The sequence below is a fragment of the Litorimonas sp. RW-G-Af-16 genome (genome assembly GCF_048319245.1).
Lineage (GTDB): Bacteria > Pseudomonadota > Alphaproteobacteria > Caulobacterales > Maricaulaceae > Litorimonas.
Window position 1 is genome coordinate 2,137,118 of the sequence record NZ_CP166993.1, and the last position, 13,066, is coordinate 2,150,183.

A 13,066-nucleotide genomic window follows, 5' to 3' on the forward strand; every position below is an offset into this window, starting at 1 on the left:
GAGTATCTCGGGCGTTCTACTCTATATATAGGGCAAAAGACCATAGCTTTTTCGCGTCAAAACGGCGCAATTTTCAAGATTCTTCAGGGGCAAGTTTGATTGCACGCTCTGAAACCCACGTATAGGGCGGAATCGCCATGTTTCTGGGGGCTGGCCCAGACCTGACACGGCCTGACGTGTCAAAATCCGCGCCATGGCAAACACATCGCCATGCATTGAAACGCCCAATTTCACTTGTTGGGACACAGCCAAAATGTGAGCAAATCCCAATCATAACCAAGTATCGGGGGTCGAATTCCCCACTCGGCTTTGGCTTTAAGCGAGACCGATCTGTTTCGGGGTCAATCATATCCGCTGTATCATCCGCTTGCGCGGCCGCGATTTCGGCGGGCGTTCGGTAGCGAATGAAAATAGGCTTATTGCGCCACGGCACTATCATCTGTTCGCCCTCTTGCAGAAGCGAGAGATCAATCTCCATGCCAGCTTTTGCAACAATGTCCGCCGCTGGCCCCATTTGCCCCAATAAAGGTCGTGTGAGGGCGACCGCGCCGCCCACGGCAACGGCTCCGGTGGCGATAAAAATGAAGTCTCGCCGCGTTTTGGATGTGTCAGCCATAGGTTCAACCTGCCATAATTAACTTTGAATACCATGTGACTTATTACCAAGCCGTTCATGCGGCCCTCGCCACCATTGCGACGTGATAGTTGTGCGCATGCATTTTGCCGCTATAACCGCGCCATGACCTCGTCCTCCCTTAACGTGACCCTCTTTCAGCCTGATATTGCTGCCAATCTCGGCGCGATCATGCGGTCTTGTGCGTGTTTTGATGTGGCCCTGAGCGTGATTGAACCGTGTGGGTTTCCGCTGACGGAGAAATCTTTGCGCCGCGCCGCGATGGATTACGGCACCCCCACAGCCCTGACCCGTCATGTCAGCTGGGACGCTTTCAAAGCCCTGCCCCGCACAGGTCGGCGAGTTCTGCTAACGACGAAAGGTGCAACCTCGCTCGCGGACTTTATATTCGAGCCAAGCGACACGCTGATTTTTGGCCGCGAGAGCGCCGGTGTGCCGGACGACGTTCATGCGGCGATGGATGCGCGCGTGGTGATTCCCATGGCGGCGGGCGCTCGGTCATTGAATTTATCTAATTCCGTCGCGGTCACCTTGTTTGAAGCTTTGCGGCAAACGCAAAGCCTCCCTTAAAACCGCGATCTTACCCCATCAAATTTGTCCCAGATCAACGACCCAAGCGACAATAAATACGATTGGCAATCGCAGAAATTTACGCCACAGGACACCCCATGTTTGATCAGAAAAAAGATATAGCCGCCGCTTGGTTTAAAACGCTCCGCAACGACATCTGCGCCGAGTTTGAGCAGCTAGAACGCGAAGCCCCGTCCGAGCTTTACGGCGACACGCCCGGCACGTTTGAATTCGAGGATTGGGAGCGCAAAGTCGAAAATGGCGGCGGCGGGACAGGCGGCATGTTGCGCGGGCGCTTCTTTGAGAAATGCGGCGTGCATATCTCTGTCGTCAAAGGCGAATTTGAGGGAGAGATGCGGGAGCGCGTGCCGGGTGCCCAAGATGATCCGCGCTTCTGGGCGGCGGGCATCAGCCTAATCGCGCATATGGTCAATCCGCGTGTGCCAGCTGTGCATTTTAATACGCGCTACATTGTAACGACCCAAGATTGGTTTGGCGGCGGCGGTGACCTGACGCCCACACAAGCTGTTGACCGTGTGCAGACCAGCCCTGACGCGATTGCCTTTCACGCAGGCATGAAAGCGGCATGTGACGCACATGCTGTCGCAGATTATCCGAAATTAAAAAACTGGTGCGACGAATATTTTCACCTCCACCACCGCGACGAGCCACGCGGCATTGGCGGTATTTTCTATGATCGATTTAATTCAGGCGACTGGGACGCAGACTTCGCTTTCACCCAAGACGTCGGGCGGCATTTCAAAGACACTTACGCCGCGATCGCTCGCGGCCGTATGCACGAGCCTTGGACAGAAGCCGAGCGTGAGGAGCAGTTGATCATGCGCGGCCGCTATGTCGAGTTCAACCTCTTATGGGATCGCGGCACGACATTCGGTCTCAAAACGGGGGGCAATATAAAGACAATCCTCTCCTCCATGCCTCCCGTGGTAAAGTGGCCCTAAGCGTCAAAACTTAGACCAATGGCTTTCGTCCTTAATTTGTGCTAAACTCGATATATGAAAAGATTAATTCAGACGTCATTTATAGCCCTTGTATCTTGTGCGATAGCCAGCACGGCCCAAGCGCAGATCGTCGTTCTCGGCAATGGGGCGGCGCATGATTGCTATATCTCAACCAAGAGCGGCAATTCCGGCACGGCTGATGCGATAAAGCTCTGTAGCGATGCCCTAGGGGATGCGCTGTCGAAGAAAGACCGCGCCGCCACCCACGTCAATCGCGGCGTGCTGCAAATGCGTAAAGGCGAGTACGCGGCGGCCAAAGCGGACTACGAAATTGCGCTAAAGATGAAGCCAGAGTTGACGGAAGCCTACATCAATTACGGCGCGACACTTCTTTATCTGAATGAAACTGACGCAGCTTTGACGGCACTAAACACAGCGATTGATGATCTCGGCGCGGACCAAATACCCGAAGCGCTCTATAATCGCGCGCTTGTCCATGATCGCCAAGAGAATTTCAAAGCCGCCTATTACGACCTGAAACGCGCGCTGGAACTTCGTCCCGACTGGACGCCCGCACAGACCGCGATTGGGCGCTATAGCGTCACCTCTCGCAAGAGCGGATCATAAAGCTGGGACGCGAAAGCGCTGATCTTTGCTAGGGCGTCTAGCCTAACCTCCCCTTAAATTTTTCCGAGTTTCAACTTGAGTTTAGATACGCATTGTCTATCACTATGCCTTCACAATAGGCGTGTCTGGAACTATGAAAAAAATACAATCCTCCTACGATTATGACGATCTGATTATCAGCGGCGAGCGGAGCCTATTTGGGCCCGGCAATGCCAAATTGCCTCTACCACCCATGCTCATGCTCGACCGGGTTACACACATGGACGAGGACGGCGGTGAACACGGCAAAGGCCAAGTCATCGCGGAGTTAGATATTAAGCCGGATTTGTGGTTTTTCGAATGTCACTTCAAAGGCGACCCTGTAATGCCAGGCTGCCTTGGCCTAGACGCCATGTGGCAGCTCGTCGGATTTTGGCTTGGCTGGTCTGGCTCCCCTGGGCGCGGACGTGCGCTGGGTGTGGGCGAGGTTAAATTTACGGGACAAGTCACGCAGGACATCAAAAAAGTCCGCTACGAAATCGAGCTAAAGCGTGTCATCCGCCGCAAGCTGGTTCTCGGCATTGCCGATGGCCGTATGTATGCGGATGATGAATTAATTTATAAAGCCAAAGACCTGCGGGTTGGCTTGTTTATTCCTGAAAACGGAGAAGTCTAAATGCGTCGCGTTGTTGTCACAGGTCTCGGTATTGTCTCCTGCATCGGGAACAGTAAAGACGAAGTTGCCGCCAGCCTGAAAGCGGGCAAATGCGGGATTACCAAAGATGAAAAAATGGCGGAGCTTGGCTTTCGCAGCCAAATTTCTGGCCGTCCGAATTTAGACCCCAAAGACTTTATCGAAAAACGCTCTATGCGTTTCATGGCGGACGCGGCGGGTTGGAGCGCAGTCTCTATGCAGCAGGCGATTGAGGATGCGGGATTGAGCGAAGATCAAATCTCTCACGAGCGCACGGGCATTATTGCTGGCTCTGGCGGGCCAAGTTCGCTGGAAATCGTGCGGGCCGCCGATATTACGCGCAAGAATAACTCCCCCAAACGGATTGGGCCGTTCGCTGTGCCAAAGGCGATGTCATCAACGGTATCAGCGACCCTCGCGACACATTTCAAGATCAAAGGCGTGAATTTCTCGATCACCTCTGCTTGCACAACCTCACTGCATTGTATCGGCGCAGCGGCCGAGCAAATCCAATGGGGCAAGCAAGACATTATGTTTGCGGGCGGCGGCGAAGAAGTCGAATGGACGATGTCCTCCCTCTTTGACGCGATGGGCGCGATGAGCAGCAAATATAATGACACGCCAGAGACGGCCTCTCGCGCCTTTGACGAGAGCCGCGACGGCTTTGTGATCGCGGGCGGCGCGGGCATGGTTGTCCTCGAAGAATACGAACACGCCGTTGCGCGCGGCGCGAAAATCTATGCAGAGATCGTCGGCTATGCAGCGACGTCTGACGGCTACGACATGGTCGCGCCCAGCGGTGAAGGTGCGGAACGTGCCATGCGTATGGCGTTGAAAGATGCGGGTCTGACAACGGTCGATTATATCAACCCCCACGCGACCAGCACACCCGTTGGCGACATTGCGGAAACGCAAGCAATCCACCGTGTGTTCGGCGAAAGCGGGCCTTATGTGTCTGCCACAAAGTGTATGACAGGCCACAGCCTCGGCGCGGCGGGTGTCCAAGAAGCGATCTATACGCTCCTGATGATGGAACATGACTTCGTCGCACCTAGCATTAACATCACAACCGTTGATCCTGAAATTCCCACAATTAACATTGCGCGGAAGCGGGTAGATACTGAGGTCAAGACAGCCATGTCCAATTCTTTCGGATTTGGCGGCACGAATGGCAGCGTCATTTTCGCAAAAGTTTAGTGTCGCGCAAATGTGATGACACTTTTTCAGGGTTGAGGCGTATTAGCCTGTAACCCTAGGAGACATCATGCCACGCCTACCCCTCATCCCTTCTGCCCTTATCACGGCAATGCTAGCTTTTGCCACGCCCAGCGCAGCGCAGGATTCGATTTTCACTGTCAGTGAGAAGCAGAACAAAACTTTCGTAGATGTGGGAGCCGCCGCCCTTATCCGCGAGACATATGTCGGCAGCGAGAAGAGCAGTGTCCTGCCTTTGCCCTTTGTTAGCGCGGGCTATAAAGGTCGCTACTTTTTTAATCCTGCGCTCGGGGCAGGTGTTTACGCGATCAATAATGATCACTTCCGCCTCGGCGCGACGACCAATATTTCCTTGGGTCGCAAAGGGGATGATACACCGTTTAACAATGACGCCTTTGAAGTTGACCCTACCCTGACGGCGGCTGCTTTCACGCGCGTTTATCTGCCGATTGCCGCATTTGACACAATCGCGACTGTGCCAGTTGTCGGCGGTCTTGACGGGATGCGCGTGGACGCATTGCTGTCCACGTCATTCTCCCCACTCGACAATGTAAAGATTACCCCAGGCGTCCGCGCGACATATCACTCTCGCGATTGGATCAATACGCAATACGGCATTACGGACGCGCAAGCGGCGGCCGTATCCGATACATTCCCCGCCCTCACAGCGTTAGATCTGGACGGCCAAGTCTCGACCCTCGGCGTGCATACTGCCGTCTATTGGACTGTGAACGAAAATTACGAAGTGATCGGCGCTGTCAATCATTCCGTCTTGCAAGGTGACGCGAAGGACAGCCCGCTGACCCCTAAAAATACCGGTACAACCCTAGCACTTGCCATCGCGCGAAAATTTTAGAACGCCCCCATAAAAAAGTAGGTCATGCCGTATGTTGAAATCAGGCAGACCTGCCGTTTCGGGGCACTGAAACCTGCAAATCTGACATCCCGGTTTTCATACGACATGACCGATCCGCTAAGCGGACCATCCTGTCAGCGCTAGGCCTAGGGATGTCTTACGATTTCCCTATTACAAGCGTTTGTAAAACCTACATTTAGGTAATTGACAGGGTCTATTGTCGCATTACGCGCGCAAAAGCCCCAACTGGATCGCCCGAACTACGGTGTGGGTGCGGTTTGACGTTTCAAATCGATCCGAGAGTGACTTGAGGTAATCTCGCACAGAATATTCGGAAATGGACATGATCTGCCCGATCTCCCAATTCGTTTTTCCCTTAGCCACTAAGTCTAAAATCTCGTGTTCTTTGACAGAAATTTTGGGTACATCCACTGTGGCCTCGCCTAGATGGCGGTCTATGACATCAAATGTCACGCAGCATAGCAGTTCGATCTCAAACATGTCCGCCGCGCTCAAATCGAAATCTGTTTCACGCCCGATCGAGACAATCGCTTGTCGTCCGCGCCGCGTGGAGATTGGCAGCAATATGCCAAAGCATAAGCCATGCGCGCGGGCATCCTCGGTTTGGATTATCTGCTCTTGGGTTAGGTCAGTATATGAGTCGCGCCATCGATAAGGTCGGTTTGTTCGCGCCAGGTGCGCGATAACAGGATCAACATAGATATAGCGTTTTTGCAAATAGCGTAGAATGAAGGCTTCCGCCCGCTTTGCAAAATAGAATTGGGACGGCAGAATATCTTCGCTGAGATTAATTGCGCCCCGCCCCGCAAATACGTAAGTGAAACCCAGTGTTTCCAACGCCTCACACATGATGTCAAAGGCCACTTCAGCGGAGGAACTTGCATCGATTTTATCGATATACGCCCGCATATTTCCAAAGCCAGACGTCATCCCGAACCTTATCCCCCCAATTTGCCCTCACTCCCAATCGTGATGCAAATTTAAGGTTAATGCATACCCAAAGTAGAAAGATAGGTAAACACCTGTTTCCGTTATTCACAGTGAATACTTGAATTATAAGCGGACCAGCCTCCCCTAAATTTACAAGAAATCTGACTAGTCAAAGCGCCCTGCGCCTCCTAGAATGAGGCACACATTATAATTTAGAATGGATGAGCGCATGTCAGATCAGGAATTTCCAACAGGCACATTAATGGCTGGCAAACGCGGCTTGATTATGGGTGTCGCCAATAAAAACTCGATCGCATGGGCCATTGCCCGTCAACTCGCAGCCCAAGGTGCGGAGATTGCTTTTACCTATCAAGGGGATGCCCTGCTCCGTCGTGTCAAACCACTTGCAGAATCTGTGGGGTCAGACATTTTATGCGAATGTGACGTCACCGACGACGCTACGATGGATAGCACCTTTGCGACCTTGAAAGACAAATGGGGCAAGATTGATTTCCTGGTCCACGCCATTGCTTTTGCGGGCAAAGACCAACTGGCGGGCAGCTTTGTCGACAATACGACGCGCCAAGGCTTTAAATCCGCGCTCGATATTTCCGCTTATTCCTTCGTCGATAGCGCCCGCCGCGCGAGCGAGATTATGAATGATGGCGGATCGATGGTGACACTCACCTATCTCGGCTCCGAGCGCGTGATCCCAAATTATAACGTTATGGGCGTAGCCAAGGCCGCGCTTGAAGCTTGCACACGTTATATTGCGGCTGACCTCGGCCCGCGCGGTATTCGCGTTAATGCAATCTCAGCAGGCCCGATCAAGACACTCGCCGCCGCAGGCATCGGCTCTGGCCGTCACATGTTCCGCTTTAACAAAGCCGCAGCCGCTATGCGCGATAACACGGATCCCAGAGGCGTCGCAGGCGCAGCGCTCTATTTCTTGTCCGACCTCGGCCTGTCATCTACAGGCGAAACCCATCACGTCGACGGTGGTTTTCACGCCATTGGCATGCCTGCCGAAGACGCCATGGATGAAGCCAGTGGGAACTAGCCCAACCATTTAATACCGCATTTTGCCCGCTTACATCACACACTTGCCTAGGGTTTTGCTTTGCTTATCCTCGGACGGTCTTGCCGTGATATAAACGTCCGTCTTTATCCGCGAGGCAGTCGAGCGTACGTTGGCTTAATTGGGATGAAGCAGTGTTTGTCATTGGAGCTGCCGCGGTAACGCGCGATTAGCTTGGGTGGCCAAGCGAGAGCTGATTGGCCCGCGACTGGCCAGTTCGGCCGCTTGTGTGAAAAAGACACTGCCGCATGGGGCTTTGGCCCGAAAACACATTATGCGCCACGGGTTCACGCCCGGGCTGACGGCTTCATGCGGACACCTCATTTTTCACAAGGACATATTTAAGGAGGCGGTCATGCCCCGAGGACGAGGCCCTATAAAAGCCCGTGACGCCGCGCGATTGCGTGCTTGGCGACGAGAGCTATTGCAGCACAAAGTCACGGACGCGCGCCGCAAAGCGCGGACGCAATCGCGCATATCAACACGCATATCAACATTGGGGCGCTTCATATTAGAATTCTTATAAGTGATTAATCACTTGTTTATGCTTGCAACGTTTTATCGGACATCTTTTTGCAAAGCACCCAACTAAGCCCTTGGGAAACGCTTCAAAAGAGTATTTTGGAAAGCTATGCGGCAAAGGGGCTTTGGATGGTAATATTGGAATCACCTAGAGTCATTAGGAATCACCGGGAGTCGTCAGAAGTCATCAGGAATCGTCAGGAGTCATCAGAAGTCATAAAATGACGATAAAATCAAAGATCGAGAAAATAAAAGTGATTAATCACTTTTATTTTCTAGGAGTTTGAAACTTGAGCGACGCTGCCACTCTCATGCGAACCCAATCAAAACCGCTACGTTCGCAAGCTCTCAAGATCATCACGGGATAAATGCGCCGCCGCAAAATAAATAAGCCCCATCAATACGCTCGGCCTCCCCTTGCCCACGGTTTGAGCAAGGAGCCGCGACAAAGTCTGCATTTTCTGGCGAGAGGCGCACGGTCGTGCGGCGCTGTACGGCAAAGGCATCCTCGCGGAACCAGTCTGTGAGTTCGGAAATATGAAAGTCGTCGCGAATTTGAGTCAAAGTGCGGTCAATGACTTTGGACCGTGCCTTCGTCTTCATCCGCCGCCCCATATCAGTGACGAGGCGCTCCGCCCCAGGTTCTATGGTCATTTCAACGGCGAGTGTGGTCATAACCTCGACTTACGCGCCTATGGTTACCAACTCGTCAACGCAGCACTTGGATTGGAAGTAAACTGCGCTTTCAAACGGGATAATGACGCGGCATCCATCACGCTGGTTTAGGGCATTTAAGACAGGACAATTCAGAAACTTAATTTCGAGTGAGAGATAGCGAAGTAGGTAAATAAAGGATTAACCGATGCTAGCAAATGAAAGTTATATCGGCTTTCAAACGTCTATTCATAAATAATGTATGAACGAGATGCAGTAAATGAAAGCGATCTGCGCTGTTATCCACTTACCCGTGCGAAGAAGTCCGTATTGATCTGATAAGCCTGCTCAGCGCCTTCGCCGACCACGGTATCTATCCCCGCTTCTTGTAGCAAGGCTGCGCCGCGCCAATGCACGCGGGGGTCAGGATCGATCACCGCAATAACGCAGCGCGCAATGCCCGCCGCGATTAATGCATCCGCGCAAGGCCCAGTCTGCCCATAATGGGAGCATGGTTCGAGCGTGACATAGGCGGTCGCGCCGCGTGCCTGCCGTCCCGCGACTTGCAGCGCATTGGTCTCAGCGTGGGGGCGGCCACCATCGGACGTCGCGCCTTGGCCAATGATCGCGTTGTCCTTGACCAAGACACAGCCGACAGCGGGGTTTTCCCCAGTGCGACCCTGCTGCGCCCGCGCAAGGCTCAGCGCGAGGGTCATATATTTTGCGTCATGAGGCAGCTTGTGCGCCTTTAATTTCAGGGAGGTCTTTGGCCCGTTTTTTATCGAGGTATCGCGCAGATTTCACCTTGAGTGTCGCGTCATCTAATTCAAGCAAGAGCGGGTTGCCAGTCGGGAATTCGAAACCTGGAATATCGTCATCGGACACATCAAAGAGCGTCTTCATCAAAGCCCGAAGGGAGTTTCCATGCGCTGAAATGATAAGGTTGTTGCCCGCCCGCAGGAACGGCACGATCTGGTCGTTATAGTAAGGCAGCACGCGTTCGCAGGTGATTTTCAAACTCTCACCCGTTGGCAATTCTGCGGGATCGATGTGTGCGTATTTCGCCTCTTTGGAGGGATGAAATTCGCTGTCTGTGTCAATTTGCGGCGGCGGAACATCGAAGCTGCGGCGCCAGATATGGACTTGATCATCGCCGTGTTTATCTCGCGTCTCTTGCTTATTCAGGCCCGTCAGTCCGCCGTAATGACGTTCATTCAACCGCCAGTCTTTGGTCACTGGAATATGGAATTGCTCAATGCCTTCGAGGGTCATCCACAGCGTTCTGATCGCGCGGCGTTGATAGCTGGTGAAGGCTGCGTCGAATTGAATATTTTCTTTCGCCAGAAGCTTCCCCGCCTTCTTGGCTTCCTTTACACCTTCGGGGGTCAGATCAACATCAACCCAGCCAGTGAAGCGATTGGCAAGGTTCCATTCGGATTGTCCGTGACGGACGAGAACAAGATAAGTCATAAGGCGGTCCTTTTGAATTTAATTAATTAATTAATTAATGCGCATCATTCCAATTCAACGCGGCTTTAGCGTCCACAACAAGCGGAACGGAAATTTGAACAGCAGGGCGCGCCGCTTTTTCCATCGTCGGTTTAACAATATTGATCAGCGCGTCAGCCTGATTGTCTGGCACTTCGAAAATTAATTCGTCATGCACTTGGAGGAGCATGCGTGCGCCTTCTATATCTTTTATGGCGTCCGGCATACGGATCATTGCGCGGCGCATTATATCGGACGCTCCGCCTTGAATGGGCGCGTTGATCGCTTGACGTTCAGCGAAACCGCGCACAGCTTGATTGCGGTCCGTAATACCTTTAATATGGCATTTTCGACCGAAGATCGTTTTGACATAGCCATGTTCCCGTGCTTCCGCTTTGGCGTCGTCCATATAGGCTTTGATGCCGGGGAATTTTTCGAAGTAACTTTTGATATAATCTCCCGCTTCGCCGCGACTAATGCCAAGATTATTGGCGAGGCCGAACGCGGAAATGCCGTAGATGATGCCAAAATTAATTGCCTTGGCGCGGCGCCGTGTGGCGCTGTCCATGTCCGCAAGTGGGACACCGAACATCTCGCTTGCCGTCAGGGCATGAATATCGACGCCGTCCGCAAAGGCCTGCTTCATCGTCGGCAAGTCTGCCACATGAGCGAGCAAGCGCAGCTCAATTTGAGAGTAGTCCGCTGCGACGAGGACATGGCCTTTTTCGGCGACAAAAGCATCGCGGATTTTGCGACCTTCTTCGGTACGGATCGGAATATTTTGGAGGTTTGGGTCAGAGGAGGACAGCCGCCCCGTTGTCGTCGCCGCGAGCGAAAAGCTCGTGTGAACGCGGCCCGTATCGGGATTAATTTGCGTGACGAGCGCGTCAGTATAGGTAGATTTCAACTTGGCATAATGCCGCCAATCCAAAATAGTTTGCGGCAGTTTTTCGCCTTTGACCGCCAAATCTTCCAAGACGCCAGCGCCCGTTTGCCACGCGCCCGTTTTGGTCTTCTTGCCGCCTTCGAGGCCCATTTGATCAAACAGAATTTCGCCGAGTTGTTTCGGACTGCCGAGATTAAATTTCGTGCCCGCCAACTCATAGGCTTCGGCCTCAAGGCCTGCCATTTTCTGCGCAAACATAGAGGACAGACGCGCGAGTTCAGCGCGGTCAACTTTAATCCCCTGATTTTCCATTTGCGCAATAATCGCGGGCAGCGGACGCTCAAGAGTTTCGTAGACGGTCGCAACATTTTCCGCTGCCAATTTCGGCTTCAGGAATTTCCAAAGGCGCAAAGTAACGTCTGCGTCTTCGGCGGCATAAGGCGTGGCATCTTCAAGGCTGATTTGGTCGAAGGTTTTTTGATTTTTGCCCGTGCCAGCAATGTCTTTGAAGCTGATGGGTTTGTGGCCGAAATGCATCTCTGACAGCGCATCCATGCCGTGACTATGGAGGCCCGCTTCGAGTGCATAGGAGATCAACATAGTGTCGTCATAGGGCGCAGGGCGGAGGTTATATCGCGCAAATACGCCGAGATCATATTTGAAATTCTGCCCGACTTTCAAGACATGGGGGACTTCTAATAAGGGTTTCAATGCCGCTAAGGCCGCGTCCCTCGGGATTTGCTTGGGGGCGTCATCGCCGAACATATCGGCCCCTTCGCCGACATGCGCCAGCGGGATATAGCAGGCCTCATTATCGCCGAGCGCCATGCAAAGCCCGACCATATTCGCGGCGGCAGAATCAAGGCTGTCCGTCTCCAAATCGACGGAGATCACCTCACATGTCATGGCACGAGCGATCCAATACTCAAGGACGTCCATGTCCTGCACACAGACATATTTTGATTTATCGAAGGTCAGGTTTTCTGGCGTGTCTAATTCAGCGGGTGCGGTCAGCGTGTCGTCTTTGCGCAAGCCGTCCGTATCTCCGTCACTCAGCGCGGCGCGGACGCGGGCTGTCAATGTGCGGAAAGTCATGAGTTCGAGGAAATCAAACAGCACCTCAACATCAGGATCAGACACGGCCAGGTCATCCAGCGGTGTCGCCAGTTCAACATCCGTTTTTAACGTGACGAGTTCAAGCGACACGCGGGCATTATCGATATTTGCCATCATCTTTTCGCGACGACCCTTTTGCGGAATTTCGTCGCAACGCTGCAACAGTGTTTCGAGGTCACCATATTCTTCGAGCAGGAGCACAGCCGTTTTCACGCCGATGCCCGGCACACCAGGAATATTATCAACGCTGTCTCCCGCGAGGGCTTGCACTTCGATGACTTGCTCTGGCGACACACCGAATTTGTCACGGACTTCGGGGATGCCGATGGTTTTATTTTTCATTGTATCGAGCATAGTGATCTTGTCAGACACCAGCTGCATCAAGTCCTTGTCCGAGCTGATGATGGTGACGCGCGCGCCTTTCGCCTCGGCTTGGCGGGCATAGGTCGCGATGATATCGTCTGCCTCAAAGCCTTCCATTTCAATGGAGGCTGCACCAAAAGCCCGCGTCGCGTCGCGCACGAGCGGAAATTGCGGGAGGAGATCTTCGGGTGTCTCGGACCGATTGGCTTTGTATGCGGGATAGATATCGTTGCGGAAGGTATAGCTGCCCTTATCGAAAATCACGGCGAAGTGGGTCGGGCGGCTGTCATCATTTTGATCCCGCAGCAGCTTGAACAGCATATTGGAGAAGCCCGCGACTGCGCCAATCGGCAGGCCGTCCGTCTTTCGCGTTAAGGGCGGCAGCGCGTGGTAAGCGCGGAAGATATAGCCAGAGCCGTCAACGAGGACGACATGAGAGCTTTCGTCGACAGGAACGGTCTCGCTCACAAT

General features: G+C 53.2%; 13 protein-coding genes. 7 read left to right on the forward strand and 6 right to left on the reverse strand.

What is annotated here, in order from left to right; all coding sequences use genetic code 11:
- Positions 1-73: 73 nt before the first annotated feature.
- Entirely contained in the window at positions 74-616 is a 543-nt protein-coding gene (gene petA / locus AB8615_RS10515) for a ubiquinol-cytochrome c reductase iron-sulfur subunit (protein ID WP_409432541.1), read from the reverse strand.
- Positions 617-739: 123 nt separating this feature from the next.
- Between petA and AB8615_RS10520 the strand changes: the two genes are divergently transcribed.
- The 6 genes from AB8615_RS10520 (at position 740) to AB8615_RS10545 (ending at position 5,537) form a co-directional block, all read left to right on the forward strand.
- Positions 740-1,204 carry a tRNA (cytidine(34)-2'-O)-methyltransferase gene (locus AB8615_RS10520; RefSeq protein WP_409432542.1) on the forward strand — a complete coding sequence of 155 codons (465 nt, stop codon included), beginning with the start codon at positions 740-742 and terminating at the stop codon, positions 1,202-1,204.
- A gap of 98 nt (positions 1,205-1,302) precedes the next feature.
- A complete protein-coding gene (hemF, locus tag AB8615_RS10525; RefSeq protein WP_409432543.1) occupies positions 1,303-2,166 on the forward strand; it encodes an oxygen-dependent coproporphyrinogen oxidase in 864 nt (287 codons plus the stop codon).
- A gap of 54 nt (positions 2,167-2,220) precedes the next feature.
- Entirely contained in the window at positions 2,221-2,793 is a 573-nt protein-coding gene (locus tag AB8615_RS10530; protein WP_409432544.1) for a tetratricopeptide repeat protein, read from the forward strand.
- A gap of 133 nt (positions 2,794-2,926) precedes the next feature.
- Positions 2,927-3,448: a bifunctional 3-hydroxydecanoyl-ACP dehydratase/trans-2-decenoyl-ACP isomerase gene (gene fabA / locus AB8615_RS10535; RefSeq protein ID WP_409432545.1), complete on the forward strand. Its 522-nt coding sequence runs from the start codon at positions 2,927-2,929 to the stop codon at positions 3,446-3,448.
- Positions 3,449-4,663 (forward strand): beta-ketoacyl-ACP synthase I, encoded by a 1,215-nt coding sequence (gene fabB, locus AB8615_RS10540; protein WP_409432546.1) that lies wholly within the window; start codon positions 3,449-3,451, stop codon positions 4,661-4,663. It begins immediately after the preceding gene.
- 67 nt (positions 4,664-4,730) lie between these two features.
- A complete protein-coding gene (locus AB8615_RS10545) occupies positions 4,731-5,537 on the forward strand; it encodes a MipA/OmpV family protein (RefSeq protein WP_409432547.1) in 807 nt (268 codons plus the stop codon).
- A 225-nt stretch (positions 5,538-5,762) separates the two neighbouring features.
- Here the strand turns inward: AB8615_RS10545 and AB8615_RS10550 are convergent, their stop codons facing one another.
- The gene (locus AB8615_RS10550; protein ID WP_409432548.1) at positions 5,763-6,488 is read right to left on the reverse strand and encodes an autoinducer binding domain-containing protein; all 726 of its coding nucleotides are present in this window, start codon (positions 6,486-6,488) and stop codon (positions 5,763-5,765) included.
- Positions 6,489-6,717: 229 nt separating this feature from the next.
- Here AB8615_RS10550 and AB8615_RS10555 point away from each other — a divergent pair, with 229 nt between their 5' ends.
- Positions 6,718-7,548, forward strand: a complete 831-nt coding sequence (locus AB8615_RS10555; RefSeq protein ID WP_409432549.1) for an enoyl-ACP reductase FabI — start codon at positions 6,718-6,720, stop codon at positions 7,546-7,548.
- A gap of 897 nt (positions 7,549-8,445) precedes the next feature.
- Here the strand turns inward: AB8615_RS10555 and AB8615_RS10560 are convergent.
- From AB8615_RS10560 to polA, 4 genes are all read right to left on the reverse strand, one after another.
- Positions 8,446-8,763 carry a hypothetical protein gene (locus AB8615_RS10560; protein ID WP_418152360.1) on the reverse strand — a complete coding sequence of 106 codons (318 nt, stop codon included), beginning with the start codon at positions 8,761-8,763 and terminating at the stop codon, positions 8,446-8,448.
- A 278-nt stretch (positions 8,764-9,041) separates the two neighbouring features.
- Positions 9,042-9,458 carry a bifunctional diaminohydroxyphosphoribosylaminopyrimidine deaminase/5-amino-6-(5-phosphoribosylamino)uracil reductase RibD gene (ribD, locus tag AB8615_RS10565; protein WP_409432551.1) on the reverse strand — a complete coding sequence of 139 codons (417 nt, stop codon included), beginning with the start codon at positions 9,456-9,458 and terminating at the stop codon, positions 9,042-9,044.
- Positions 9,459-9,468: 10 nt separating this feature from the next.
- Positions 9,469-10,212: a 2,3-diphosphoglycerate-dependent phosphoglycerate mutase gene (gene gpmA / locus AB8615_RS10570; protein ID WP_409432552.1), complete on the reverse strand. Its 744-nt coding sequence runs from the start codon at positions 10,210-10,212 to the stop codon at positions 9,469-9,471.
- Between the two features lie 34 nt (positions 10,213-10,246).
- Positions 10,247-13,063, reverse strand: coding sequence for a DNA polymerase I (gene polA, locus AB8615_RS10575; RefSeq protein ID WP_409432553.1), 2,817 nt, complete (start codon positions 13,061-13,063; stop codon positions 10,247-10,249).
- Positions 13,064-13,066 lie beyond the last annotated feature (3 nt).